The sequence below is a fragment of the Pacificitalea manganoxidans genome (assembly GCF_002504165.1).
GTDB lineage: Bacteria > Pseudomonadota > Alphaproteobacteria > Rhodobacterales > Rhodobacteraceae > Pacificitalea > Pacificitalea manganoxidans.
On sequence record NZ_CP021404.1, the window covers coordinates 733,886 to 759,960 of the forward strand.

24 protein-coding genes are annotated in these 26,075 nt (G+C 65.8%); 9 read left to right on the forward strand and 15 right to left on the reverse strand.

All coding sequences use genetic code 11. The annotated features are described in order from the left end of the window. Positions 1-19: 19 nt before the first annotated feature. From CBW24_RS03370 to CBW24_RS03390, 5 genes are all read right to left on the reverse strand, one after another. Positions 20-1,183 carry a mandelate racemase/muconate lactonizing enzyme family protein gene (locus CBW24_RS03370; RefSeq protein ID WP_097372677.1) on the reverse strand — a complete coding sequence of 388 codons (1,164 nt, stop codon included), beginning with the start codon at positions 1,181-1,183 and terminating at the stop codon, positions 20-22. 112 nt (positions 1,184-1,295) lie between these two features. Further along, the gene (locus CBW24_RS03375; RefSeq protein ID WP_097372678.1) at positions 1,296-2,186 is read right to left on the reverse strand and encodes a LysR family transcriptional regulator; all 891 of its coding nucleotides are present in this window, start codon (positions 2,184-2,186) and stop codon (positions 1,296-1,298) included. Between the two features lie 120 nt (positions 2,187-2,306). Beyond that, positions 2,307-3,845 carry a tripartite tricarboxylate transporter permease gene (locus CBW24_RS03380; RefSeq protein ID WP_088663428.1) on the reverse strand — a complete coding sequence of 513 codons (1,539 nt, stop codon included), beginning with the start codon at positions 3,843-3,845 and terminating at the stop codon, positions 2,307-2,309. A 3-nt stretch (positions 3,846-3,848) separates the two neighbouring features. Continuing rightward, positions 3,849-4,280 carry a tripartite tricarboxylate transporter TctB family protein gene (locus CBW24_RS03385; protein ID WP_088663427.1) on the reverse strand — a complete coding sequence of 144 codons (432 nt, stop codon included), beginning with the start codon at positions 4,278-4,280 and terminating at the stop codon, positions 3,849-3,851. Positions 4,281-4,382: 102 nt separating this feature from the next. Continuing rightward, a complete protein-coding gene (locus CBW24_RS03390) occupies positions 4,383-5,360 on the reverse strand; it encodes a Bug family tripartite tricarboxylate transporter substrate binding protein (RefSeq protein ID WP_097372679.1) in 978 nt (325 codons plus the stop codon). A 161-nt stretch (positions 5,361-5,521) separates the two neighbouring features. On the opposite strand from CBW24_RS03390, the gene CBW24_RS03395 reads away from it, so the two are divergent. From CBW24_RS03395 to CBW24_RS03410, 4 genes are read left to right on the forward strand one after another with little or no spacing between them, the layout of a single operon-like run. Then, a complete protein-coding gene (locus CBW24_RS03395) occupies positions 5,522-6,193 on the forward strand; it encodes a response regulator transcription factor (RefSeq protein ID WP_088663425.1) in 672 nt (223 codons plus the stop codon). Continuing rightward, on the forward strand, positions 6,186-7,580 hold the full coding sequence (locus CBW24_RS03400) for a sensor histidine kinase (RefSeq protein ID WP_097372680.1): 1,395 nt from the start codon (positions 6,186-6,188) through the stop codon (positions 7,578-7,580). The genes CBW24_RS03395 and CBW24_RS03400 overlap by 8 nt, the downstream gene beginning before the upstream one ends. Next, positions 7,577-8,614: an ABC transporter substrate-binding protein gene (locus CBW24_RS03405; RefSeq protein WP_097372681.1), complete on the forward strand. Its 1,038-nt coding sequence runs from the start codon at positions 7,577-7,579 to the stop codon at positions 8,612-8,614. The genes CBW24_RS03400 and CBW24_RS03405 overlap by 4 nt, the downstream gene beginning before the upstream one ends. After that, complete coding sequence (locus CBW24_RS03410) at positions 8,611-9,453, forward strand: DUF6635 family protein (protein ID WP_232530078.1); 843 nt, start codon at positions 8,611-8,613, stop codon at positions 9,451-9,453. Before CBW24_RS03405 ends, CBW24_RS03410 begins: the two co-directional genes overlap by 4 nt. 24 nt (positions 9,454-9,477) lie before the next feature. Here the strand turns inward: CBW24_RS03410 and CBW24_RS03415 are convergent, their stop codons facing one another. From CBW24_RS03415 to CBW24_RS03440, 6 genes are all read right to left on the reverse strand, one after another. Then, the gene (locus CBW24_RS03415; RefSeq protein WP_198405223.1) at positions 9,478-10,332 is read right to left on the reverse strand and encodes an EamA family transporter; all 855 of its coding nucleotides are present in this window, start codon (positions 10,330-10,332) and stop codon (positions 9,478-9,480) included. 123 nt (positions 10,333-10,455) lie between these two features. Then, entirely contained in the window at positions 10,456-11,904 is a 1,449-nt protein-coding gene (locus CBW24_RS03420) for an aminotransferase class V-fold PLP-dependent enzyme (RefSeq protein ID WP_097372683.1), read from the reverse strand. Between the two features lie 13 nt (positions 11,905-11,917). Continuing rightward, entirely contained in the window at positions 11,918-13,360 is a 1,443-nt protein-coding gene (locus CBW24_RS03425; RefSeq protein ID WP_097372684.1) for a M81 family metallopeptidase, read from the reverse strand. Continuing rightward, positions 13,360-14,349, reverse strand: a complete 990-nt coding sequence (locus tag CBW24_RS03430; protein ID WP_097372685.1) for a dipeptidase — start codon at positions 14,347-14,349, stop codon at positions 13,360-13,362. Before CBW24_RS03430 ends, CBW24_RS03425 begins: the two co-directional genes overlap by 1 nt. Positions 14,350-14,389: 40 nt before the next feature. Beyond that, positions 14,390-15,820, reverse strand: a complete 1,431-nt coding sequence (locus CBW24_RS03435; protein ID WP_097372686.1) for an NAD(P)-binding domain-containing protein — start codon at positions 15,818-15,820, stop codon at positions 14,390-14,392. A 2-nt stretch (positions 15,821-15,822) separates the two neighbouring features. Further along, a complete protein-coding gene (locus tag CBW24_RS03440) occupies positions 15,823-16,809 on the reverse strand; it encodes a LysR family transcriptional regulator (RefSeq protein ID WP_097372687.1) in 987 nt (328 codons plus the stop codon). 121 nt (positions 16,810-16,930) lie between these two features. Between CBW24_RS03440 and CBW24_RS03445 the strand changes: the two genes are divergently transcribed. Genes CBW24_RS03445 through CBW24_RS03465 form a run of 5 tightly spaced genes read left to right on the forward strand, consistent with a single transcriptional unit; the run spans position 16,931 to position 20,850 of the window. After that, the gene (locus CBW24_RS03445) at positions 16,931-17,926 is read left to right on the forward strand and encodes a TRAP transporter substrate-binding protein (RefSeq protein ID WP_088663415.1); all 996 of its coding nucleotides are present in this window, start codon (positions 16,931-16,933) and stop codon (positions 17,924-17,926) included. Between the two features lie 5 nt (positions 17,927-17,931). After that, positions 17,932-18,504 (forward strand): TRAP transporter small permease, encoded by a 573-nt coding sequence (locus CBW24_RS03450; RefSeq protein WP_088663414.1) that lies wholly within the window; start codon positions 17,932-17,934, stop codon positions 18,502-18,504. After that, the gene (locus CBW24_RS03455) at positions 18,501-19,790 is read left to right on the forward strand and encodes a TRAP transporter large permease (RefSeq protein WP_088663413.1); all 1,290 of its coding nucleotides are present in this window, start codon (positions 18,501-18,503) and stop codon (positions 19,788-19,790) included. Before CBW24_RS03450 ends, CBW24_RS03455 begins: the two co-directional genes overlap by 4 nt. Then, the gene (locus CBW24_RS03460; RefSeq protein ID WP_198405224.1) at positions 19,790-20,293 is read left to right on the forward strand and encodes a carboxymuconolactone decarboxylase family protein; all 504 of its coding nucleotides are present in this window, start codon (positions 19,790-19,792) and stop codon (positions 20,291-20,293) included. The genes CBW24_RS03455 and CBW24_RS03460 overlap by 1 nt, the downstream gene beginning before the upstream one ends. Then, complete coding sequence (locus CBW24_RS03465; protein WP_097372688.1) at positions 20,290-20,850, forward strand: peroxidase-related enzyme; 561 nt, start codon at positions 20,290-20,292, stop codon at positions 20,848-20,850. The genes CBW24_RS03460 and CBW24_RS03465 overlap by 4 nt, the downstream gene beginning before the upstream one ends. A 57-nt stretch (positions 20,851-20,907) precedes the next feature. Here CBW24_RS03465 and CBW24_RS03470 read toward each other — a convergent pair whose 3' ends face one another. The 4 genes from CBW24_RS03470 to CBW24_RS03485 all read right to left on the reverse strand — a co-directional run bounded on the left by CBW24_RS03470 (position 20,908) and on the right by CBW24_RS03485 (position 25,930). Then, positions 20,908-22,341: an NAD-dependent succinate-semialdehyde dehydrogenase gene (locus CBW24_RS03470; RefSeq protein WP_088663411.1), complete on the reverse strand. Its 1,434-nt coding sequence runs from the start codon at positions 22,339-22,341 to the stop codon at positions 20,908-20,910. Positions 22,342-22,401: 60 nt separating this feature from the next. Beyond that, a complete protein-coding gene (gabT, locus tag CBW24_RS03475; RefSeq protein WP_097372689.1) occupies positions 22,402-23,703 on the reverse strand; it encodes a 4-aminobutyrate--2-oxoglutarate transaminase in 1,302 nt (433 codons plus the stop codon). A 79-nt stretch (positions 23,704-23,782) separates the two neighbouring features. Beyond that, positions 23,783-24,370: a type II toxin-antitoxin system RelB family anti-toxin gene (locus CBW24_RS03480; RefSeq protein WP_097372690.1), complete on the reverse strand. Its 588-nt coding sequence runs from the start codon at positions 24,368-24,370 to the stop codon at positions 23,783-23,785. A gap of 12 nt (positions 24,371-24,382) precedes the next feature. Next, entirely contained in the window at positions 24,383-25,930 is a 1,548-nt protein-coding gene (locus tag CBW24_RS03485; RefSeq protein ID WP_097372691.1) for an acetolactate synthase large subunit, read from the reverse strand. Between the last annotated feature and the right edge of the window lie 145 nt (positions 25,931-26,075).

The window sequence follows — 26,075 nt, forward strand, 5'->3', positions numbered from 1 at the left end:
TGCCCCCGACCGTCGCGGATTATTCGGCCAAGTCGCGCATTACCGAAATCAGGTCCGATTTTCCCTCGAACCCGATGCCGGGCAGGTCGGGCATGGTGATGTGCCCGTCTTCGACACGCACCCCGTCGGGGAAACCGCCATAGGGCTGGAACAGATCCGGGTAGCTTTCATTGCCGCCAAGTCCGAGCCCGGCGGCGATGTTCAACGACATCTGGTGCCCGCCATGCGGGATGCAGCGCCGGGGCGACCAGCCGAGCGTTTCCAGAACCTCCAGCGTGCGCAGATATTCTACCAGCCCGTAGGACAGTGCGCAGTCGAATTGCAGCCAGTCCCGGTCGGGGCGCATGCCGCCGTGGCGGATCAGGTTCCGGGCGTCCTGATGCGAGAACAGGTTCTCGCCCGTGGCCATCGGGCCGGGGTAGAAATCCGCCATCGCCGCCTGCAACTGGTAATCCAGCGGGTCGCCGATCTCCTCATACCAGAACAGCGGATACTGGCGCAGCATCTTGGCGTAGGCGATGGCGGTTTCCAGATCGAACCGGCCATTGGCATCGACAGCCAGTTGCGCTTCATCGCCGATCTCCTCCAGCACCGCGTCGATCCGGCGCTGATCTTCGTCCAGCGACGCGCCGCCGATCTTCATCTTGACCACAGTATAGCCGCGACCGACATAGCTGCGCATTTCTTGGCGCAGGGCGGTGTTGTCCTTGCCCGGATAGTAATAGCCGCCCGCCGCATAGACGAACACGCGCGGATCCGCTTCGGCGCCCTTGCGCTCCGCCAGCAGACGAAACAGCGGTTTGCCTTCGATCTTGGCGACCGCGTCCCATACGGCCATATCAATGGTGCCTACGGCGACGGAACGTTCCCCATGCCCGCCGGGCTTTTCGTTTTGCATCATCGCGGCCCAGATCCGGTGGGGATCGAGGTTGTCGCCTGCGTCATTGCGCAAGGTGTCAGGATCGGCGTCGAGGATGCGGTCGCGGAACCGCTCGCGGATCAACCCGCCCTGTCCGTAGCGTCCGTTGGAATTGAACCCGTAGCCCACCACCCGGCGCCCGTCGCGTTCGACATCGGTGACCACGGCGACGAGGCTCGCGGTCATCTTCGAAAAATCGATATAGGCGTTGCGGATGGGCGATGCGATGGGCTTCGTCACTTCGCGAATGTCGATAATGCGCATGGTGTGCTCCCGGTCTATGGCGGCCCCGTGGCCGCGCCTTGGGGGCAGGAGTAGCGCAGGCTGGCCGCAGCGGGCCAATGCCGTTTCGCATCTGATTGATGCAGGATGCGCATCAATTGGCGGTGGCGCGGGTCCAGAAGGCTTCGCCATTGGGCGACAGGCGCGACCGGGGGCGGTAGATCACCACCTCGACCGGGATGTCGTGATCGGGCAACGCGGCGCGCCGCAAAGTGCCCGCGTCCAGCGCCTGCCGGGCGAGGGATAGGGGCAGATACGCCACGCCCTGACCCTCCCGCGCCATTTCCATATTGGTCGCCGCCAGCACCGAATTCATCCGGGTTGCAAAGGCCGGTCGTCCGTGGCGGGACCAATGCGCCTCCAGAATGGCATGTAGCCCGGAGGCCTCGCCATAGGCGAGGAATGGCACATCGCCCGCGCCATCCAACCGCCAGCGGGGCGCGCCATCCGCATCCGGCGCGCAAAGCGGGGCAAGGCGGTCGGTGCCGATCACATGATGCTGAAACTGACGGTCAGGAAAGCTGTCGCGACCCTCCAGCCCCTTGTGAGAGATAAAGAACGTCGCATCGCCGCGCAGCATCAGGCGGGTGCATTGGCGATGGCTGTCAGACACCATGTTCAACGATCCGAACCGCGCAGGAGCCGAAATCTGCATCAGCCATTGCGGCACGAACGTATAGGACAACGCATGTGTTGCGGCGAGGTTGAGGCTCAGCGCAGTGGCTCCCGCGGCCTCCAGCGCGTCTTTGCGGGCCTCCGCATACAGCCGGACAAGCGCGGCGGCGCGGGGTTGAAACGCCTGCCCGGCGGGGGTCAGGGCAACGCTTCGGGTGGTGCGGGTGACAAGCGGCGTGCCGACGGCGTCCTCCAGTGCGCGGATTCGTCGGCTGAAGGCGGGCTGCGTCAGGTTGCGGGCCTCGGCGGCGCGCGAGAAATTCAGCTCCCGCGCGAGTTCGAGGAAATCCGCCAGCAAGCTCAGGTCCATCTCATGCCCCCCGGTGTCGAGCGCGATATATGCTTAAGCGGCATTGCGGGCAGGGGGAAGGAGCGGGGCGGTAATGGGCGCTGCCGTCGCCCGCGCGGGCCACGGCAGCGCCGGTCGGTATCAGTCGCTGACCGCGCCGGTTTCGTCGCGGCGGGCATGCATCCGCGCCTTGACCCGTGCGCCAACGATCAGCGGCAGGACAAAGCCGATGATGGCGATGGCCCACAGCGTGATCGACAGCGGGCTGTCCACCAGCGTCAGCCAGTTGCCGTTGTCGATGGTGACAGCGCGGCGCAGGTTGTTTTCCATCGCGTTGCCCAGCAGCGTGCCAAGGATGATGGGCACCAGCGGCACGTCGAACTTCCGCAGCGCCCAGCCCATGACGCCGAAGCCGATCATCACCAGCAGGTCGAAACTGCTGCCCGAGATGCCGTAAATCCCGACAAAGCTGACCATCGCCACGATCGGCATCAGAACCCGGCTGGGGATCATCAGCACGCGGGTGAACAGGCCCACCATCGGGATGTTCATCGCCAGCAGCATGAAGTTCGCGATGAAGAGCGCCGCGATCAGGCCCCAGACCACATCGGGGTTCTGGGTGAACAGCAGCGGACCGGGCGTGATGTTCAGCGACAGCAGGACCGCCAGCAGCACAGCCGTGGTGCCAGAGCCTGGCACACCCAGCGCCAGCATCGGCACCAGCGCGCCCCCGGCAGCGGCGTTGTTGCCCGCTTCAGGCGCCGCGACGCCGCGCGGATCGCCAGTACCAAAGGTGCCTTCCTTGTCGACGAGGCGTTTCTCCATCGAATAGCTGATGAAGGAGCCAAGCGATGCGCCCGCGCCCGGCAGCACCCCGGCAAGGAAGCCGAGGAACGAGGTGCGCAGCATGGTCGGCGTGCAGGCCTTGATCATCGACATCGGCGGGTAAAGTTTACCGATGGTGATGGACTTGCCCTCTGCCTCGGACTGGCCGTGACGGTTTTCGAGGAAGATCAGCACTTCGGACAGGGCAAACAGGCCAACGATGGCGACGAGGAAGTCGAGCCCGTCGTAAAGATGCACTTCGCCGAAGGTGAAGCGCGGCACACCGGTCTGGGTATCGACGCCGATGGTGGCAAGCCCGAGCCCCAGCGCGGCGGCAAAGGCCGATTTCGCCTGATTGGTCGAGGACACGCCGCCCAGCGTCATGAACGCCAGCGCGAACAGCGCGAAATATTCCGCCGGACCGAACAGCAGCGCGATCTTGACCAGCTGCGGGGCCAGCAGGATCAGGCCCCATGTCGCGAAAAACGCCCCGACGAAAGACGCGATGCCCGACAGCGACAAAGCCTCCCCGGCGAGACCTTTCTGCGCCATCGGATAACCGTCAAGGCAGGTCATCATCGCCGGTTCGTCACCGGGAATGTTGAGCAGGATGGACGAGATCCGCCCGCCATACATTGCCCCGTAATAGACCGATGTCAGCAGGATCAGCGAGGCCGTGGGCCCAAGGCCCAAGGTGAAGGCCAGCGGGATCAGGATCGCCACGCCGTTCGAGGGGCCAAGACCGGGCAGCGCGCCCATGATCGTGCCCAGAAAACAGCCCAGCAGCGCCAGCAGCAGGTTTTGCCATGTCAGCGCGACGGCGAACCCGTCACCGAGATTTCCAAGAAGCTCCATGGATCAGAACCCCCACGGACCGCGGGCCAGCGACAGGCCCAGCACAAGATGGAAAATGACGTAGATGCCGACCGAGGTGCCGACGCCGACGGCGATGGCTTCCAGCGGGGCCGATCCCAGCCGCCAAGCGAGGTAGCCCGCCGCAAAGGCGGTGGCGACGACAAAGCCCGCCACGGGCAGCATTTCGGCGTAAAGGATCATGACGACGACCGCAGCCGCGATTTCGACCAGCCGGCCAAGGCTGGGCCATTTGGGATCGGCGTCGGGACGCAGTGCGATGACGGCGCTCGACAGCCCGAGGATGGTGGCAACGATAAGGGGGAAGGCCTTGGGGCCGACGGCGTCCGACAGGAAGCTCTCCTCGATCGCCAGCGCCGCAAAGACGTAGCCGATGGCGAGAAGAACGCCGAAGACCCCGAAGATGCGATCGCTCATGGCGTCACTCCTGACATGGGGTTTGGGATGAACGGGGTTTTGGATGCGAGGAGGGCGCCGCATGACAAGACGCGGCGCCCGGTTCGCTGAGCTTGCGCCCGATTACTTGATGATGCCGATTTCCTTGGAAATCGTCTGGATCTGCGCGACCGAGTCCGACACGAACTGCTCGAACTCCGCGCCCTGCAGGTCGAGCGGGGCGAGGCCGTTGGCTTCCATCACCGCTTTCCATTCGTCGGATGCGTAGAGATCGCCGATCTTCGATACCCATGCGTCATAGGCCTCGTCGGACATGCCGGCGGGGGCGTAGAAGCCGCGCCAGTTGGCGCCGATCGCATCGACACCCTGTTCGCGGGCGGTCGGGAAGTCCGCGAAGTCGCCGGTCAGGCGCTCGGGCGCCAGCACCGCGATCACCCGGACGTCACCGGATTCGACAAAGCCTTTGGCCTCGGAGAGATCGCCGGTGAAGCCCTGCACGGACCCTGCCAGCAGCTGCGTCACGGCCTCGCCACCGCCATCAAAGGCGATGTATTTGACCTGACGCACGTCCTCGACGCCATAGGCATCGGCGGCGATCAGAACCTTCAGGTGGTCCCAGCCGCCCACAGCGGAGCCGCCGGCGATGGAGACGCTGGTGGGGTCGTTCTTGATCTGGTCGAGCAGCTGCGGAAGCGTCTCGATTTCGCTATCGGCGGCCACGGCGATCACGCCGTAATCGGCACCGATGGAGGCCAGCCAGCGGACCTGATCCATCGTGTTGCCGGGGAACGCGCCCTGTGCCAGCCGGGTCGCGGTGGCCGAGGATGCGGCGACGATCAGATTGTCGTCGTCATTGCGCTTGTTGACCACCTCGGCAAAGGCCACGCCACCGCCGCCACCGGCAAGGTTCACAACCTGCATGGTCTGGTCGATCAGGCCCAGATCCTGCATGGATTTGCCGACCTGACGGCAGGTGAAATCCCAGCCGCCGCCGGGGTTCGCCGGTGCGATGCATTCGGGGTTTTCCTGCGCCTGTGCCGCGATGGCGGACAGCGTCAGGGCGACAGCGGCGAATGCGCCACGGGTTGCGGTAAATTTCATAGGTCCTCCTCAGGATTTCATGTGGCGCACTCCCTTGCGCCAGATGGGGATCCGGTCGGGCGGGCCTGCGGCCTCTTCCCTAGGGATTGGGGATGTGTAACCAATAATCCTGTCACGAACCTGTCAGCGGGTCCGAAAATCTGCGAAAGGGAAAGCGGCACATGCGGATATTGATGGTGGAGGATGCCCGCGATCTGGCCGAGGGGGTGATCGCGCATCTTGCCCGCTCTGGCGTGGTTTGCGATCTGGCGCCCACGATCAACGACGCGCGAGATTGCCGGGCAGTGCAACGCTATGATGCGATCATCCTCGATATCAACCTGCCCGATGGATCGGGCCTGACGCTGCTGCGGGAGATGCGCGCGCAGGCGGATCGCACGCCCATCCTGATGCTGACGGCGCTGGCCTCGATCGATGACCGGGTGGAGGCGCTGGATCAGGGGGCGGACGATTATCTGCGCAAACCGTTCGACCAGCGCGAACTGGAAGCCCGGCTGCGGGCGCTGGTGCGCCGGGAGACCGACCGGCGCGAGGAACAGGTGACGCTTGGCGCGCTCACCTATCTGCCCAAGGATCGCAGCGCGACGCTCAATGACCGCCAACTGGATCTGACCCGGCGCGAGGCGGCGCTGCTAGACGCGCTGATCCGCCATCAGGGGCAATACCTGTCGAAAACCCGGCTTTACGATTCGCTTTACGGGTTCGAGGATGCCGATGTCGGCGTGAACGCGATCGAGCTTTACATCGCGCGCCTGCGCAAGAAGTTCGCGGGCAGCGATGTCGGCATCGCGACCCAGCGCGGCGTAGGCTACCGGATCGGGCTCAATGACTGAACCGGCCCTGCCGCGCAGTCTGGCATCGCGGGTTCTGGCAACGGTGTTCGCCATCCTCGTGATGGGCGGGCTGTTGGTGATGGTGTCGATCTGGTGGAATGGCCGTCAGGCGACGCGGCAGGCCTATGACCGGATTTTGGTCGGGGCCGCCAACGACATCGCGGAATCGATCCGCATTCAGGCCGGCGCGCCGCTGGTCGATCTGCCGGTTTCGGCGTTTCAGTTGCTGGCGCAGGCCCCCGACGACCGGGTGTTTTACGTCGTCACCGGACCGGGGGGCGATGTCATCACCGGGCTAAACGAGGATCTGCACATCCCGACCCCGCCACGGGAGGGAACCGGCCCGCGGTTCTTTGATGCCGATCTGCAAGGTGAGCCTGCGCGCTTCGTGCAGGTGGTGCGCCCGTTTGTCGAACGCGACTTCTCCGGGCCAGTAGAGATCGTCGTGGGCCAGACCCTGCGCGCGCGGACCACGATGCTGAACGAATTGATGATCGACGCGGCATGGCCGATGGCGCTGGCGGGGCTGGTGGTGATGCTGATCGCATGGGTGGTGCTGCGCAACGCCCTGCGCCCGCTCAAGGCGCTGACCGCAGATCTGGCCCGGCGCGACCCCTATGACCTGACCCCGATGAACACCGATGACGTGCCGCGCGAATTGCAGGTGATGCTGAGCGCGATGAACCGGTTCATGGGCCGTCTGAACGGGCAGGTCGAAGCGATGCGCAACCTGATCTCCGACACCGCTCACCAATTGCGCACGCCCGTCGCCGCGATCATCGTGCAGTCGGAAAACGCGATGCAGGAGGCGCGCGGCGGGCAGGGGCCGGGTCGCGCGCTTGATAAACTGCTCGCGCGGTCGAAATCCCTGAGCACCCTGCTCGATCAATTGCTGAGCCGGGCGTTGGTGGTGCATCGCACCGACAGCGCGGCACGGGTGCCCGTCGATCTGCGCGAAGTGGCGCTGGAGATCATGGAGCGCGACGATCACGCCCTGATCGCGCCTGACTGCGACTTGCGGCTCGATATCGGGGAGGCGCCGGTGATGGTGCGGGCCGATGCGTTTTCGCTGGGGGAGGCCGCGCGCAATCTGCTTAACAACGCGCTGAGCCACGGCCAGTCCCCGGTGACCATTGGCGCCAGCCATGCGGCAGGGGAAGCGCGGCTGTGGGTGCGCGACAGCGGCCCCGGTCCGGCGCCCGAAATCACCGTGCGGCTGGGCGACCGTTTTAATCGCACCTCTCAATCGCGCGAGCAAAGCGCAGGTATCGGCCTGTCGATCGTTCATGCGGTGGCCGTGGCTTTTGGGGGGCGTGTGGCGATGGGGCGGGAGCAGGACGGATTTTGCGCCGCATTGGTCCTGCCCGTGGCGGAGGATGCGGAATGACATGGTTGAGATCCGTGATCGCGGCGGTGCTGCTGCTGCCGCAGGCCGTAATGGGGCAGGAGGCCACGGCGCGTTTTGGCAACGGGGCGACCGAATTCCTGCTGCGCTCCACTACGGATATCGCCATCATCCGCCCGGTCATCGACCGCTTTGTCGCGCTGAACCCGGATCTGACCATCGCCTATGAGCAGTGGGGGTCGAACGATCTGTTTGCCGTCAGCCGCGCGGAGTGCACCGGCGATGGCGTCGCGGCGGACGCGGTGTTTTCATCGGCGGTGCAGCAATTGGTCTGGATGGTGAATGCCGCCTGCGCGCATCCCTACCGATCCTCCGCCACGCTTGCCCTGCCGCGCACCCGCCGCTGGCGCGATGAGTTGTGGGGGATCACGACCGAACCGGCGGTGATCGTTTATAACAAAAATCTTCTTGCCGACGATCAGGTGCCGCGCAGCCGGTTTGCCCTGCTCGATGCATTGCGCTCGAACCCGGAATTTTACCGCGACCGGATCGCCACCTATGACATCGCATCCTCGGGGCTGGGCTATCTGTTTGCCTATGCCGATAGTCTGGAGGCCTCGACCTTTGGTGCGCTGCTGGAAGGGTTCGCGCGCGTCGATGCGGTCGCCACATGCTGTTCGTCGGAAATCATCGAGGCGGTTGCCGATGGCCGGTTCCTGATTGCCTATAACGTGCTGGGGTCCTACGCCGCCAACATCACCCGGCCCGAGGTCGGCATGGTGCTGCCGCAGGATTATACGCTGTTTTTGTCGCGGGGGCTGATGATCCCGCGCGGCGCCCGGCACAAGGCCGCTGCAACCGCCCTGCTGGATTTCCTGCTGTCGGCCGAGGCGCAGGATCTGCTGCGGCAGGCCGGGCTGGTCATGGGCACCGATACGGCGGAGGCGGACCTGACCGCCAGCGCGCGCCGCTTCATCCCGCTGTCGCCCTCGCTTCTGGTCTCGCTCGATGCCAATCGCAGCGGCTTCCTGCTGCGCTACTGGGACGATACATTCGCAGGCAGCACCGGCCCATGAACCATGGACCGGACGGGCAGGGGGCGAAGGGCGCGATGACCAGCAGTCATGACACGGCACAGGCCGTGCGGGAGCGCATCGACAGCTTCGTGCGGGGCCATTTTCACCTGCGCGGCACATTGCGATTGCACCGTCGCGCGCTGGGCTGGGATCTGCTGCGTGCGCCGGTCAACGTGGTGCTGGCGCCGCTGTTTTTGCTGGTGATGCTGGCAGGTCTTCTGGCGCGCGCGGTTGGGCTGCGCCGGGTCGGGACGTGGCTGGGAAACCGCCGTATGCTGTTCAAGACCGCCGTGGCGCGCGGCATCGAAGAGCGCATCGCCGCCGATCTGTTGCAAGGCGCACCGCTCACCCCGCGCAGTCAGGCATTGATTGACGACTATACCGCCGTGCGCTCCGCCGTGGCCGAAATCACCACCTCGCTGGTCGTGCTGGTGGCGGGGTGGGCGCTGTTTGGCACCGCTACGCCGGGGATCGCCTCGCTTGCGCCGACCGTGTCGGGCTATGTCGGTCACGCCACCGCCGTCATGGGGTTCCCGCTGGGCGACCGGCTGGGGTCGGTCTGGTATGCCGTGTTCCCGGTGTCGCTGCCGGTGTACTTCGTCATTGCGACGGGGGTGATCCTTGCGATGGTGGCGTCGCTGGTGACGACCTTTGCGGGTATTCTCGCGGACCCGGTGCAGGCGCATCTGGGCATCCACAGGCGGCGGCTGGCGCGGTTGCTGGACCGGATCGGACGCGCGGAGGGGGAGACCTCCGCACTGGCGCCGGAACATATCCTTGCGCGGCTGGCGGATCTGAGCGACGCGGGGATCAGTCTGGTGCGGCTGTTCCGGTCCTGACCTGCCAACACGGGGGCGGGGTGGTTACGAGGACTGCTTGGCCATGCGCAACATGACCACACCCGCCAGCGTCATCATCGTCGCCACGACCTTGGCCAGATCGAGCTTCTCGCGCAGGATGAACACGCCGATCAGCAACGCAAAGATGATCGAGGTCTCGCGCAAGGCCGTCACCAGCGCGATCGGCGCCTGCGTGAAGGCCCAAAGCACCAGCGCATAGGCGGCATAGGAGGCACCGCCCCCGATGAACAACAGCCGCCGTCCTTCGGTCGGCACACGGCGCAGCATCGCAGGCCAGCGCAGCGCGGCGAGCACGGCAAAGATCAGCGCGTTGGCGATGGTCATCCAGCCATAGAACCCCAGCGCCGTCCCGGCCTGCCGCGCGCCCATGCCATCGACCAGCGAATAGGAGGCGATGAAGCAGCCCGTCGTCAGCGCCAGCGCCGCGGCGTGCCGGTTACGTTGCCCCGCCCCGCGTCGCACCAGCGCCATCGAAATGATGCCCAGCCCGATCAGCGCCACCGCGCCCAGTTGCAGCGGCTCCAGCGGCACGCCCAGCACCACCACCGACACCGCCGCGACGATCAGCGGTGCGCTGCCGCGGGCGAGCGGATAGACCTGCGTCAGATCGCCGGTGCGATAGGATGCCAGCAAAAACAGCTGATAGCCCAGATGCAGCACCACGCCCGCCGCCATCAGCGGATAGCTGGCGGGGTTAGGCGCGGGCACGACCAACAGCACCGGCACGGCAAAGATCGCCTGCCCGATGACCACCGCAGCCATCGCCAGATGCTTATCGCGCCCGCCTTTGACCAAGGCGTTCCAACTGGCATGCAGAAGCGCCGCGAGGATCACGGCAAGAAAGACGGTAAGGCTCAACAGCATGCTCCTGCTCGAAAACGCGATGGTGGCGCGTTTTCGCAAGCGGCACAACTCCGCCCCGTCAGCTCGGCCCGGCCCGCTGCCGAAGCCGTCGCTGCCGAAGCCGCCGCTGCCGGGGTTTTACTGGGCCGCCAGCACCCCGGCGCGGGCGGTAAAGATCGCGCGGGCCGGATCGACATCGTATTGCGCGACGAACTGCGCGGCATCGCGGGACAGGGTGCGCACGCTGTCGAGGATATGGGTCACCTCCGCCTCGGTCATCAGCACCGAGAAGTTCAGCCGCACGAAGCCCGGTTTCTTCAATTCGTCCCCGGCGAGGATCTCGGCCCTGAGCGCGGTGGCGCTGTCGGCGTCATAGCCCAGCAGACGCAGAACATAGGGGCCGGCGCAGGCACAGCCGCCGCGCGCCTGAATTCCGAACCGGTCCGACAGCATCTTGGTCACCAGTTGCTGATGGATGAAGCCGCCCTGCGGATCGCGGATGCGGAACGAGATGATCGGCAAGCGCTGCGCCTCAGGGTGACCCAGCACCTCGATCTCTGGCGCGTCCTGCCACGCGGCAAGCGCACGGTCGGTCAGCGCGGCGTTGCGCTGGACCATCATTTCGGCGCCGATGTGATCCTTGACGATGACGGCCAGCGCGGCGCGGATGTCGCCGATCACATTCGGGGTGCCGGCCTCCTCCCGGTGCTCGATATCTCCGGCATAGTCGTGATCCTGCGAGGTGACGAACCGCACGGTGCCGCCCCCGGCCCAAGTTGGGCGATCCGTGACCACGACATCCCGGCGCACGATCACCACCCCCGAGGCCCCCGGCCCGCCGATGAATTTATGCGGCGACAGCACCAGTGCGTCGATCTCGGCGCCCTCGGACGGGGTCATGGTGATGGGCAGGTAGGGACCGCCGCCCGCGTAATCCCAGACCATCAGCGCGCCCGCGTCCTTTACCCGGCGAGTGAGGGCGCAGACATCCGCAATGATGCCGGTGACGTTGGAGGCGGCTGAAAACGCACAGATCACCCGGTCGAAATCGTCCGTATCCGCCAATGCGGCATCCAGCGCGGCGCGGTCCGGCCCGCCGGCGGCATCCTCGGGCAGTTCGATCACCTGCGCGCCGCATTCGCGCCACGGCAGGATATTGGAGTGATGTTCATAGGGGCCGAGGATCACCTTGACCTGCCCGTGATCCGCGCCGAGCAATGCCACCAGTCGATTGACCCCCGCCGTCGCGCCGGAGCCTGCAAACACCGTCGCGTAGCGGTCATCGGCGCCGCAATGGAGGGCGACGGTGGCACGGGCACTGCCGCGCAGGCGGGTCATGTAGCCGCCACAGAACGACGCTTCGGTATGGCTGTTGGCGTAATAGGGCAGCACCCGCTCCAGCACGAAGCGTTCCACGCAATGCAGCGCCCGGCCCGAGGCGACGTAATCGGCATAGACCAGCGTTTGCGGTCCGAACGGTCCGTCGATCTGCGCGTCCTTGCCAATCAGATCACGGCCAAGCGTCTGCGGAGCGGGCAGGTCGGCGCGGAACAGGTCCAGTAATGTTTCGGGGGTCGGGGTCGGCATGGGAGGGGTCCTGTCAGGTCTGGAGAAGAGCGGGCGGGGTGGACCGGGCGGTGGTCCCCCCAAAAGGCGGTGCACGGCGGGGCGACGACAGCCCGCCGCTATCGACAAGCAGCACGCCGCCGGTGGCCAGCGGCGTGTAGGAGGCGCGAAAATGGCCGATGGATTTGATGGCAAGCAGATCGAGCGTCTCGGGCGCGACGCCCATCGCGCGGAACGCCTCCGCGTCATAGGCCTGCACCCGAAGCGAGGAGACAAGCACGCGGGAACGTCCCAGCGCCAGCACCGCGCCCGGCCCGCCATCGAGCATCTCCCCCCGCATCATCGCGCCGGAATTGCGGTAGTGGACGGGTTGCAGCCGCTCGACGCGCGCCGCGATCGGGCCTGCTGGTGTGGGGATCTCGACCATGCCGCCCATGCCCGCCGCTGTGGCGGCAGTGACCAGATTTGGCGCCACGAGAAAGCCGAACCCGAACGCCACCCCCAGCCCGGCCAGATGCGGCAGCAGCGTGGTTTCCCCGCCGGTGCCGCCGCCGCCGGGATTATCGCCCACATCGGCCAGCACGACCCGTCCGCGCCCCAAGGCCGCGCGCAGCTCCGGCATCACGTCCGCTGCGCCCGGCACCGCTGCCATCAACGCGTCCTGACGGACCGCGACGGCGCGGCGCATCCGGTCGACGATGGCAGCGGGATCATGGCCCTCGGGCGCGGTGATCAGCAGGCTGGTGCCGCGATGGGCGGCGTCCGAGAACGGAAACCCGCCCAGCAGGGTGACATCGGCGACCGCGGCCCCTTCCAGCCGGTCGGTCAGCGCCGCCAGTTCCGCGAATGGCCCTGCGGTGGTTTCCTGCCGGGGCATCGGCACCTGCACCCCCAGCCCGACATGGCGGGTGCTCAGCCGCCGCGGCGTGAAGGCCAGATTGACCAGCCGGGCACCGCGGGCGCGGGTGTCGGTATGAGGGTAAAGTTTGCCGCCGATCACGATATCTGCGGCTTCGATCAGCCCCGGTCCGGGGTTGGCGTGGAAATCGAGCGGCACCGCGATCCGGGTGGCGGGACCGGTGGCGGTGCGCACGGCGCGGGCGATCACCGCTTCGGGATCATCCACCCCTTCGACCAGCAGCGCCCCGTGCAGCAGCAAAAACAGATGGCTCAGCGGGCCTTGCGCCAAGATTGCGTCAAGGCTGTCGAGCAATTCGCCCAGCAGGGTTTCGAAGCCCGCGCGCGTCAACGGGCCGCCGGGCAGGGCGGCGGTGCACAGCCCAATCTCCGGCGTGATCCCGCGCCCGGCCAGCGCCGACAGCACCCCGCCCATCCAGTTTTCGGTATCCCCGAACGCCGCCGACACATCCGGCCCGCGCATGTAATGGCGGGCCAGAAATTCGTCCCGCGTGACCGGGCGCGGAGCGATGCAGCTGGCCTCGTGGAACAGTTGCAGAATGGCGGCGCGAGGTGGCATCAGCCCCAGGTTTCGCCGAACAGGCGCATCCAGTTGCCGCCGAGGATCTTTTCGATCCGGGCCTCGCTCCACCCACGGGCCTGCATTTCAGCGGTGAGGTTGGGGAATTCCGCGTTGCTGCGGATGCCTTCGGGTTTGCTGATCTTGGCGGAGCCGAACTCGGTCAGGGTCCGACCGGTGCCCTTGTCACGGTTGGCCCATAGCAGCCACGGGCCGGGGCGCGCGCGGTTGTGATTGAAATCGGTGCCGATGGCGACGTGATCCTCGCCTACCAGATCCAGCGTGTGCTCCATCGCGTCGATGACGTCGCGCACGCGGGCGTCATTGCCTGCCGCCAGTCCCGGCGCGAACAGCGATGTGCCGATCACACCGCCTTTCTCGGCGCAGGCCTTGAACACCTCGTCGGGTTTGTTGCGGGGCACGTCCTTCAGCGCGCGGGGCAGACAATGGGTGATCGCCACCGGCTTGGCCGAATGGGCGATGGTGTCGAGCGACGTCTGAACACCGACATGGCTCAGATCGATGGTGATGCCTGCGGTGTTCATCGCGTCGACGGCCTCGCGGCCAAAGCCGGTAAGCCCGCTATCGGTCTGTTCCAGATAGCCCGCCCCAAAGAAATTCTGCGTGTTGTAGGTCAACTGCATGATGTTGACGCCGAGATCCTTGAAAATCCCAAAATAATCGAGCCGGTCTTCGACGGGGGAGGTGTTCTGCCAGCCAAAAATGATGCCGACCTTGCCCTCGGCTTTGGCCCGCTCGATATCCGCCAAGCTGCGCACGGGCATCGCGATATCGGCGTTCTCCGCCAGCTTCGCCTTCCACATGATGACGTAGTCCATGCCGCCGCGAAATCCCTCCCACAGCACGGAGGAGGCCGAGATCGCAGTGACGCCGCCCTGTTGCGCCTCCAGCAGGATGTCGCGGTTGAAATCGGAGCATTGCAGCGCGTCGATCACCAGCGAACGGGAATGCAGGGATGTGTCGGTCATAAGGTGTCCTTGGGGTCAGGCGAGATCGGTTAATTCGGGGTCAGGCCGTGGGAACGAGATCGACCGGAGGCCAGATGTTTTCGTCCATGTCGGGGGTGTTGTAGGCGCGGAACCGGTCCAGATGCTGTGCCGCGTCCTCGGCAAAGAACGACCGGGTGAGCCCGCTGGCCAAACGCCGCGCGCCTTCGGTCGCGGAGGGGATGCCGGAGGTCACCTTGCCGTGGCTTGGCACGGCGGCATAGGCAAAACACAGCAGCCGCGACAGCGCAGAACAGGTGCCGGGGGTCTTTTCGGTGAAGGCGAAATCCGGCGCCAGATAGGGGTGCGCGGCCAGAACCGGGTTCATCGCGGCCTTCTCCGGGCCGACCACATCGCCCCATGTTCGGATATGCGGCGCGACATGGCTCAGTTCGGGTCGGTCGGCCAGCGCGATGCCAAACCCGGTGGCAAAGATCGCCACATCGGCCTCAATCACCCCGCGGGGGGTCGTGATGCGCAGCCCGTCGGCGCGGGCCTTGATCGCCTGAATGGCGGCGCCGGCGTGCAGGTGGGCATGGGCGTGCCGGGCGACCCGCTCCACCGAATGTTTCGGCGGCGGCACCGGAAACCGGTCCCCTTCGTCCATCAGCGCCCATTTGGCGGCGTCAGGAAGCCCGACATAGCCCGCGGTCATCCCGCGCGAGCCGGTGCCGGTGAATTTGTCGATGACGGGCAGCTTCGGACGCCGCACCAGCAGGTCTAGCCGGGCGCAGCCTGCCTCCAGCGCCGCCGCCGCGTTGTCCATCGCCGATGCCCCGGCGCCGACCACGACGACGCGTTTGCCGCGCAGGGTGGCCGGGTCGAACATGTCGGCGGAGTGATAGACGCGGCCCCGAGGCAGCCCGCGCGCGACAGCGGGCAATTGCGGCGCGCCAAGCGCATCGAGCCCCGTCGCGATCACCACGCGGCGCGCATACTGCGTGCCCTGGGAGGTGCTGAGCCGGAACAGCCGACCTTCGGGCAGGATTTCGGTCACGTCACAATCGTTGAGGACATCCGCGCGGGTCATCCGGCGATACCAGATCAGGTAGTCCATCCACATCTCGCGCGGGGCGAGGGTCATGGCGTCCCAAGCCTCGGCGCCCCATTGCGCCTCGAACCATGCGCGGAAGGTCAGCGCAGGCACGCCAAGCGCGGGGCCGGCGGCCTCCTTCACCGTGCGCAGGGTCTCCATCCGCGCATAGGTGATCCACGGGCCCTCGCGGCCCTCTGGCGCGCGGTCAAACAGGCGGGTATTGCCGATCCCCTCCATCGCCAGCGCGGCATGGGCCACCAGCCCGCACAGCCCCGCGCCGATGATCGCCACATCGAGCACCGCCGCGCCATCGGGGCCCGGCGTTTCGGGCATCCACGGTTTAGGGGGCAGGTTCAACAGGGTGAATTGTCGGCTGAGTTCAGCCTCCAAAGCGGCAAGGCCGGCAGGCTCGGTCATGGTCAGGTCCTCAGCATCTGCTCGATCCGTTTGAGCAGCGATGCGTCCAGCGGGTCATGGAAAGTGCAATCGGGAATGGTGTCGCGGCATGCGGTGCGGAAGGCGCCGACAAAGCGCATCTGCGACGGGGCGAACACGCGGTTGGCTTCGCTCAGCAGGCCCCAGAAATAGGGCACGGGCGTTTCCAGCGGCAGGATGGTCACGCCATCGACAGGGATGCCGAACGCGGTTACCGGATCGACGATCGCCGCGCCCAGCCCGGAGCGGGCCACCATGATGGCGTTCAGCGACGAGTTCGTCGAAAGCTCCCGCGCGGGGGCGATGCCCTGTTCGCCCAAGGCGACGTCAATGGCGTGACGGATGCGGAAGGCGTTGCCGACGGTGATCAACCGGGTGTTGGCGAACACCGATAGCGGCAGCGGTCGATCATGATGCGCACGGGCCAGCGGTGTGTCACTCGCGACCACGGCCACCAGACGGGATTCGCAGATCACATGGCGCGCAAGGCCCAGATGCTCCATCGGAAACGCCGCGATGCCCAGATCGGCGGTGCGGTTGCGCAGGGCGCGCACCACATATTCCGCGTTCATCGTCTGCAGGTTCACATAGTCCGGCAGATCGGCACCGAGCGCTTCGAGCGCGGGGCCGATCAAGCCACCGGCCATTGCGGGCGTGGCGGCGATGTCGATGGCGGGCAGGCGGTCCTCGCGGATCGCGTCGGCATGATCGCGGATCTGGCGCAGACCGGAAATCAGGCGGTGCACTTCCTCGTAGAAGCGCAGGCCCCGGTCGGTGGGAGAGATGCGCGGCCCGTTGCGGTGAAACAGCTGAAACCCGACATCCGCTTCCAGATCCTTGACCAGTCGCGTGACCGTCGGCTGGCCAATTCCAAGCTGCCGCGCCGCGCCCGTCATGGAGCCGCAGGACATGGCCGCCTGAAACGCCTCCAGGCTGCGGACATCGAAAATCTTATCATTCTCTCTTGACATAATGGGGTAACTATCATCCAGTTTGCACATAGTAGCAAGCCCAGAATACCGGGATTGCAGGATAGCAGGATTTTACGGCGGACGGCCCGCTTGGGTCGCGTCACGCCACAGGAGTAACGCCATGTCCCTTTATACCCGTCTTGCCGGTGCCACCGTGCTTGTTGCCGCTGCCTTCCCGGCCTCCGCCGATACCTGGCGGCTGAGTTCGATGATGACGCCCGACAGTTTCGAGGGGCAGGCCTACCAGAAGTTCGCGGATCTGGTCGAAGAGTATACCGACGGCGACATCGATGTGCGGATCTACCCTAACGAGCAGATCGGCTCGATGGATTCGGTGGTCGAGCAGCTTTCCCAGAACGTCATCCAGCTTGCTCCGTCGGGTATCTCGTTCATGTCGCGCTGGGAGGAGGGCATCACCTACGCCGCCGCGCCGTTCCTGTTCGACGATTACGACCACTGGTCGAATTTCGTGAATGGGGAGCTGTTCCAGTCTTGGCTGGAGACGGTGGAGGAGGAGGCCAATATCGCCATCCTCGGCAATATTCCCGACATGCCGCGCGGCACCTTCCGGACGCTTCTGTCGGAAACGCCAATCGAGACTGCCGACGACATCGAAGGTCTGAAGATCCGCCAGTATCAAAACGACCTGATTATTGACGCATGGACCCATCTGGGCGCCGAAGTGCGGGTGCTGCCGTGGGGCGAGGTCTATGACGGTGTGAACCGGGGTATCGTCAGCGCCGTGACCTCCCCGGCCGAGGCGATCATGTCGATGCGCTTCTACGAGGTCGCGCCGAACATCATCCGCACCGACGAATATCCGCAGGCCGTGTCTTGGATGATGAATGTCAATGCGTGGAACGCGCTGACGCCCGAGCAGCAGGACGCGATGAGCCGCGCCCATGCCGAAGCCGCAGCCTATGGGCGCGAATTGCTGGATGAGGCCGCCGCCACGCTGAAGGCCGATCTGGAAGCCGAAGAGGGCGTGAACGTCAATTTCGACTTCGACAACGGTCCGCTCGTCGCGAAAATGCAGGAATTCTACAGCGCTCGCGAAGCGGCGGGGGAACTGCCCGAAGGGCTCGTCGCCGCTGTGGATGCCGCGCGGACCGAGTGATCTGAATGCCGCAAGCGCCACGCCCGGATGACGCTGTGATCGGTCCGCCGCGACCGATCCGGCATCTGCACCAGTTGCTCGACGGGGTTTCATTCGCCTTCAAGATAGCAATCACACTGTGTCTGGCCGTGATGGTGGCGCTGAACCTGTTCAACGTCATCTCGCGGTCCGTGCTGGGCGTGGCCTATGGCTGGATCTTCAGCTGGACGATGCTGCTTTTCGTCTGGATGCTGCTGCTGGGGCTCTTCGTGTTTATCCGCGACCGCCGCGACGTGGTGGTCGATGTATTCATGACGCGCCTGCCGGGGATGCCCCGGCGGATTGCGGGGCTGTTCGCCTGTGGTGTGGGCGTCGCGGTCATGTTGGCGATCCTGCGGGGCGCGCCCACATTGCTAAAGCTGCAAACCGCGCCGATGGATTCGATTGATCTGCCGATCTACGTCCGCTCGATGCCCCTGTTCATCTCGGCGGTGCTGGTGTTGCTGCATTTCCTGCTGGATTTCGTGGCCATTGCGTTTGGCTGGTCGCAAGCCTTCCCCCGGACCGAAGAGCCGGTCGAAGTGGGAGCCGTCGAATGATCCTTGGAACACTCGTAATCGGCGGCTTCGTCCTGCTTATGTTGCTGGGCGTTCCGGTAACGATGGCCATCGGCGCCTCCGCCATTGCCGGGCTTTACTATGCGGGCTTCGGGGAGATGGCGCTGGTGGTGCCGCAGCAGATCCTTGATGGGGCGGCAAAGCCCGCGCTGCTGGCGATCCCGTTTTTCATCCTTGCCGGGAACCTGATGAACGCGGTTGGGCTGACGGACCGGATCTTTAATTTCTGCCTCGCCGTCGTCGGGCATTTCCGCGCCGGTCTGGCCTATGTCAACGTCATCGCCTCGCTTCTGTTTGCGGGCGTGTCGGGGGCGGCAACCGCCGATATCGCGGGTCTGGGTCAGTTGGAGGTGCGGGCCATGCGCGCCCGCGGCTACAAACCCGAATTCGCCGCCGCGCTGACCGTCGCCACATCGCTGGTCGGCCCCATCGTGCCGCCGTCGATCAGCCTGATCGTCTATGCGTGGCTGGCCAACGAATCCGTCGCGCGGCTGTTTCTGGCTGGCATCGTGCCGGGTATTCTGGTGGCGCTGTCCTTCATCCTGTATATCCGCGTCGTGTCCACATGGACGCCGATGCCGCGTGAGCCGCGCGCCACGTTCCGGCAATTCGGCACGGCCGCGCTGGAAGGTATCCCCGCCCTTGTGGCGCCGGGGATCATTCTGGGCGCAATCATTTTTGGCTTTGCCACCGCGACGGAAGCGGGCGTGATCGCCTGCGGCTATTCGATCCTGATCGGCCTGTGCTACCGCTCGCTTAGCTGGAAGGCCGCATGGGACGCGCTGGCCGAAAGCGCGGTGCTCTCGGCGCTGATCATGATGATCATCGGGTTTTCGCAGATCATGGGCTGGCTGTTCGCGTTCGAACAGGTGCCGCAGGCGTTCGCCTCGGGCATCCTTGAGACCATCAACCAGCGCTGGATCTTCATGTCCTTTACCATCGTGCTGCTGGTGCTGATCGGCTGCTTCATGGAGGCCTCGCCCGCCAAGATCATCCTGCTGCCGCTGCTGCTGCCCGTGGCCGATGCCTTCGGCATCGACCGAGTGCAGTTCGGCATGGTCATCACGCTGGCGCTGCTGTTGGGCATCGCGACGCCGCCGCTAGGCGTGGGGCTTTACCTGATGTCCGCCGTTTCAGGCGTGCGGTTCGAAAAGCTCGCGGTGGCGATCCTGCCGCTGATGATCCCGCCGATCATCGTGCTGATCCTGATTGCCGCCTTCCCGCAGATCACGCTGTGGCTGCCGGATCTGGTGATGGGGCCCCGCTGATGAACGAGATGTCCCGATCCCAGACCACGCGCGCCGTGGATGCGATGGATTGTGCCGCCGGGCTTGCACCGGACGGGGCGATCTTTGCGGCGCGCGCCCGCCGTCCTGAATTCGTGGATGGCGCCGAAGCCTGCCGCGTGGCCGTGCTGACCCCCGCCGATGATCTGGGCCTGTCGCCGGAATTGCGCCGTGCCATCGCGCGGCGTGCGGCGCTGAGTTCCGGCAATGCCCGCCTGATTGCGGGCTACCCCATGCCCGATGATCCCGCGCTGGCGGCGTTGGCGACAGGTCAGGCGCCTGCCACCGCGCGCGACGCCGCGCTGGCCCGCCATACCGACCTGATCGCCCGCAGGCCGGGGCAGTCCACCCCGCAGGATCTGACGCGGCTGCAACAGGCCGGGCTGAGCGTGCCGCAGATCATCGCGGTGTCGGAATTGCTGGCCTTTGTCTGTTTCGAAATCCGGGTGGCGCACGGGCTGGCCCTGCTGGAGGCCGCATCATGACCGCCCTGCCGCGCATTCGCCTGAGCCCGCTGACATGGGTGCCGCATCTGCCGCCGGTCGAGATTGCCAGCGCCACGCCGGAACAGCTTGCCGCGATGCAGGTGACGCCCTCGGCCAAGAAAATCTCGCCTTATGTGCGCACGCTTGCTCATGATCCCGAAAGCTATGTGGCGCGCACGACGCTGTTCAACGCGATCATGTATGTGGAAGGTGGGCTGCCGCGCGCGGATCGCGAGCTTGGCGCGCTACAGGCTTCGCTCCGAAATGGCTGCCGCTATTGCGCCAATGTCCACGCTCGCCAGCATGCCAAGCTCAGCGGCGCATCAGATGTGATCGCTGCGATCTGGACCGCGCAGATGGACCGGCTGAACGCGCGCGACGCGGCGATTGTCGATCTGGCAGATAGCCTGACCCGCACACCGCCTGACGCGGACACCGACCATATCGCGCGGCTGAAGGCAGCCGGGATGGATGAGGTCGAGATCATCGACCTGATCCACGCCATCGCCATTTTTGGCTGGGCCAACCGGCTGATGCACACGCTGGGCCATTCGTAATGGCCGAGGGGCACCGGGGCGCATTGCGAACGCCCCGATGCCCCTTGTCGTGACCGCTTAGTCCAGTCGGCTGACGAAGCGCGTGTCGAGATAGGCTTCGATCGCCTCGGACCCGCCCTCGGTGCCGATGCCGCTGTCGCCGATGCCGCCGAACGGCACCTCCGGCAGCGCCAGACCCAGATGGTTGATCGTCAGCATGCCCGCACGCATCTCTTGCTCCAGCCGGTGTGCTGTCTCGGCGGAGCGGGTGAAGGCGTAGGAGGCCAGCCCGTAGGGCAGGCGGTTCGCCTCCGCCATCGCCGCATCGGTGGTGTCGAAACGGTTGATGACGGCGACGGGGCCGAACGGCTCCTCGTTCATGATTTCCGCCTCGACCGGCACATCGGTCAGCACGGTCGGCTCAAAGAACCAGCCGTGATTGCCCACGCGCTTGCCCCCGGTGGCGAGCTTGCCGCCTTTCGCCACCGCGTCATCAATCATGCGCTGAAGCGCGGGAATGCGCCGCTCATTGGCCAGCGGACCCATCACCGTGTCGGGATCGGTGCCTGCGCCGACCTTCACGGCCTGCGCTGCGGCAGTGAAACCTTCGATGAACTGATCCGCGACGCCGTCCTGCACGAGGAACCGGGTGGGGGAGACGCAGACCTGCCCCGCGTTGCGATATTTATGCGTGGCCATCAGCGACACGGCCTGATCGACATCGGCATCGTCGAACACCAGCACCGGCGCGTGGCCGCCCAGTTCCATCGTCGCTTTTTTCATATGGGCCCCGGCCAGCGCGGCAAGCTGCTTGCCCACCGGGGTGGAGCCGGTGAACGAGATCTTACGGATGATCGGGTGCGGGATCAGGTAGGACGAAATTTCAGCCGGATCGCCGTAGACGAGGTTGGCGACACCGGCGGGCAAGCCCGCATCGGCAAAGCAGCGGATCAGCGCGGCGGGGGAGGCAGGGGTTTCCTCGGGCGCCTTCACGATGATCGAGCAGCCAGCGGCCAGCGCGGCGGACAGTTTGCGCACCACCTGATTGATCGGGAAGTTCCACGGTGTGAAGGCCGCGACCGGACCGACAGGCTGTTTCAGCGTGATCTGGGTGACGCCGTTCTGGCGCGGCGGGATCACCTGACCATAGGTGCGGCGAGCTTCCTCGGCGAACCAGTCGATCGTGTCGGCACCGCCCATCACTTCCATCTTCGACTGCGCGACGGGCTTGCCCTGCTCGGCGGTCATGATGGCGGCGATGTCATCGGCGCGTTCGCGCAGCAGATCGGCGGCACGGCGCATCAGTTTGTAGCGGGCAAAAGCGCCGGTGGCGGCCCAACCGGGGAATGCAGCAGCCGCGGCATCAAGCGCGGCGTCGAGATCAGCGATCCCCGCATGCGCCACGCGCCCGATCTCCTCCTCGGTGGCGGGATCGATCACCGCAATGCTGCGACCGTCGCGCGCGTCGCGCCATTCGCCTGCGATGAAAAGCTGGGTGTCGGGATACGTCATCAAATGTCCTTTCCGAATGGCGGCGCGAAAGCCGCGCCGCCGCAATATGTCCGCCGGTGCTCAGGCCGCCTTGCGGACGGTTCCGAGCGCGGTCCGGATTGCGTCTGCCATCACGCCGATGCCCTCCTCCAGGATGTGGGCCTCGATGGTCAGTGCCGGGAGAAGACGGATCACGTTGGCGCGCGTTCCGCAAGACAGGAGAATCAGGTTCCGGCGTTCTGCCTCGGCAATTATGGCCGCGCACAGGTCTGGCGCGGGGCGGTTGGGGTCGCCGTCCTCGACCAGTTCAAAAGCCACCATCGCGCCCAAGCCGCGCACATCGCCGATGGCGGCGTGACCCGGCTCAGCGGCGAGCGCGCCGAGCGCCTCCTTCAGCCGGGTGCCGATTTCCTCGGCGCGGGCGCATAGCTGCTCTTCCTCGATGATGTCGAGCACCGCATTGGCGGCGGCAGTGGCGAGCGGGTTGCCCGCATAGGTGCCGCCCAGCCCGCCGGGATGCGGCGCATCCATTAGATCCGCGCGGCCCACCACGGCAGACAGCGGGAACCCACCGGCAAGCCCCTTGGCCAGCGTCACGAGGTCCGGCTTGACCCCCGAATGGTTGATGGAAAACAGATGCCCGGTGCGCCCCATGCCGCCCTGCACCTCGTCCGCGATCAGGACGATCCCGTGCTGGTCCGCCAGTGCGCGCAGCGCCTGCAGGAAGGCGGGCGGCGTAATGTTGAACCCGCCCTCGCCTTGCACCGGCTCAATGATAAAGGCCGCGACCTCCTCCGGGGCGACAACTGCGGATAACAGCGTGTCGAGCCCGCGCAGCGCCTCTTCTACCGAAATGCCATGGAATTCGTTGGGATGCGGCGCGTGGAAAACGCTGCCGGGCAGGGGGCCAAAGCCCTTCTTGTAGGGCATCACCTTGCCGGTCAGCGCCATGCCTAGTTGCGTGCGCCCATGAAACGCCCCGCCAAAGGCGACAACGGCCGGACGTCCGGTGGCAGCGCGGGCGATCTTGATCGCGTTTTCCACAGCCTCCACGCCGGTGGTCAGGCACATGGCCTTATTTTCAGCGCCGGTGTCCAGCAGGGCAGTCAGCCGTTCGCAAAGCCGCACATAGCCTTCGTCCGGGGCCACGTGGAAACAGGTATGGGTAAACGCCTCGGCCTGCCGCGCGACCGCCTCCATCACGCGGGGGTGACGGTGGCCGGTATTGGTCACTGCGATGCCGGCGGTGAAATCGATGAACCGCCTGCCATCGACATCCCACAGTTCAGCATTCTGAGCGCGGGCGGCATAGATGGATTTACCCGCCACGCCACGGGCGACGGCGGCAATGCGGCGGGTGTTGAGTTCGGAGCTAATGCTCATGACGAATCCCTCGGATTGATGCGATGCCCGCACGTTAGGATCGTTCATAATAATGAGCAATATGGATTAGGATGCGCGGCTACAGATAAGGCGGTGTGCAGGCGGAAATCACCACCGTCCGGCCGTCATGCACGTTGCGAAACCGATGCGGGATGCGTGAATCGAACAGATATGAATCGCCGGGATGCAGGACGCGCATGTCCTCGCCCACGGTCAGTTCCAGCGCGCCTTCGATGACGTAGCCGCCTTCGGTGGAGAAGTGATCGAGCATGTTTTCGCCCGTGTCCGCCCCTTTTTCATAGACCTCATGCAGGATCTGAAGGTTGTGACGGCGCGCATCCCCTATTTGCCGGAAGGCCATGCGCCCCTGCTGGTCCGTCACGCCCGAGGCGGGCAATTTCGAGGTCAGGTCCAGCAGGTCTTCGGGGTGGAAGAACGGGCCTTCGGGTGCTGCGCGCTCCCCTTCGAAGAAATCGCCCATCGACAGGTTCAAGCCGCTCAAGATCTTGCGCAATGTCGCGATGGAGGGGCTCGATTTGTTTTGTTCGATGATCGAGATCTGCGCATGCGGCACGCCCGCCCGCTCCGCAAGTTGGCGTTGCGACAGTTGCGCCGCTTTGCGCATGGCGAACAGCCGCGCGCCGATGTCGAAATTCGGATCGTCCATTTGCCGGTGCCCTCACATCACCGCTTCGATGAGGGTGGGGCCGGGTTCTGCCATTGCGCGCGCGATGGCATCGGCCAAGGCGCCCGCATCGGACACGCGCAGGCCGCGCACGCCGTGGCCCTCGGCGATCTTGACCCAATCGGGCGCGGGATCTTCGAGGCTCATCAGCGGCATCGTGGTCGCGTCGGGGCTGCCTGCGCCAATCTTCGACATTTCATTGGCAAGGATGCGGTAGCTGCGATTGGCAAGGATCACGACTGTTACGTTCAGCCCCGAGCGCGCCATCGTCCACAGCGCTTGCGGCGTATAGGCGGCGGAGCCATCTCCGGTGATGCACAGGACGGGCCGGTCCGGGCAGGCCACCGCCGCCCCGACGGAGGCGGGCAGCGAATAGCCGATCGAGCCGCCGCGATTGTTGATCCAATCATGCGCGACCGGCAGGTGGCCGCAATCCGCAAACACGTTCGCGCCGTTGGTGATGGCCTCATCAACGACAATCGCGCCTTCGGGCAGGACGGAGGCCACGGCAGCGCCCAGCGTTTCGGCGGTGATCTCGACATCGCCGGGGGCGTCGGGGCGGGTGCCGGACGTGCCGGTCACGGGCGTCGCGCCCAGTTCAGTGGCGATGGCCTCCAGCCCCGCTTCGATTTCGCCAAGCGGCGGGCAGACCTCGATCACGGTCGCGCTGTCAGGCAGCAGGCGGCTCGGGCGGCCGGGATAGGCAAAGAACGCGACCGGCGCGCGCGCGCCGACCAGTGCCGCATCGGTAACGCCTGACAGCGCCTCGGAGGCCGGATCAACGTGGAACGGGATGCGGCTCACCGGCGGCGTGTCGCCGCCTCGCGCTATGCGGGCCACGGCGGCTTCGGCAAACAGGCGGCAGCCGGTCAGCTTGGCGATGCCGTGGGCCAGCTGTGCCATGCGCGGCGTGATATATGCGGCGCCAAGGATCAGCACGCTGTCAGCGCCCTTGCGCAGGGCCTGCGCGGCCCGGCGCGCGGCGTCGGCGTCATACGGATGCGCCGGGGCGGGCGTTTGCGGCGCGGCGGTCACGGTGGTGTCGGTCCATGCGACGTCGTTGGGCACGATCATCGTGGCGACGCGCGCCTCTGGCCCGGCGATCTCCGCCATCGCGGCCACGGTCGCCTGCGCCAAGTCATCGGCCCGCTCCGGGGTTACGACATGATCGGACACGGTCTGCGCCATGCCTTCGATATCGGCGGTGAGCGGCGCGCCAAGGCCCAGATGATGGGTCGCATGTTCCCCGACGATATTGATGATCGGCGTCGCGGCTTTCTTGGCGTTGTGCAGGTTGGCCATCGCATTGGCGAGCCCGGGCCCAAGATGCAGCAGCGTCACGGCGGGTTTTCTGGCCATGCGGGCGTAGCCGTCGGCTGCGCCTGTCACCACGCCCTCGAACAGGCACAGATGCAGGGCGAGTTTCTCCTCCCGGCCCAGGGCGGACAGCAGGTGCATCTCTGTCGTGCCGGGATTGGCAAAGCAGGTATCGACCCCGTGAGCCGCGAGTGTCTGGGCGAGGATATCAGCGCCGTTGGTCATGGGGTGCTCCTTTGAAATCTGCGGCGCAGCATCGGGAGGCGAGGCGGTGCTGTCAATAATATTGAGCAACGGAAGTCTGTGGAATCAGGCGGGGGCCAACAAAGGCGCAGATTTTCGCTGAATACATGCGGCGCGGTGTCGGATC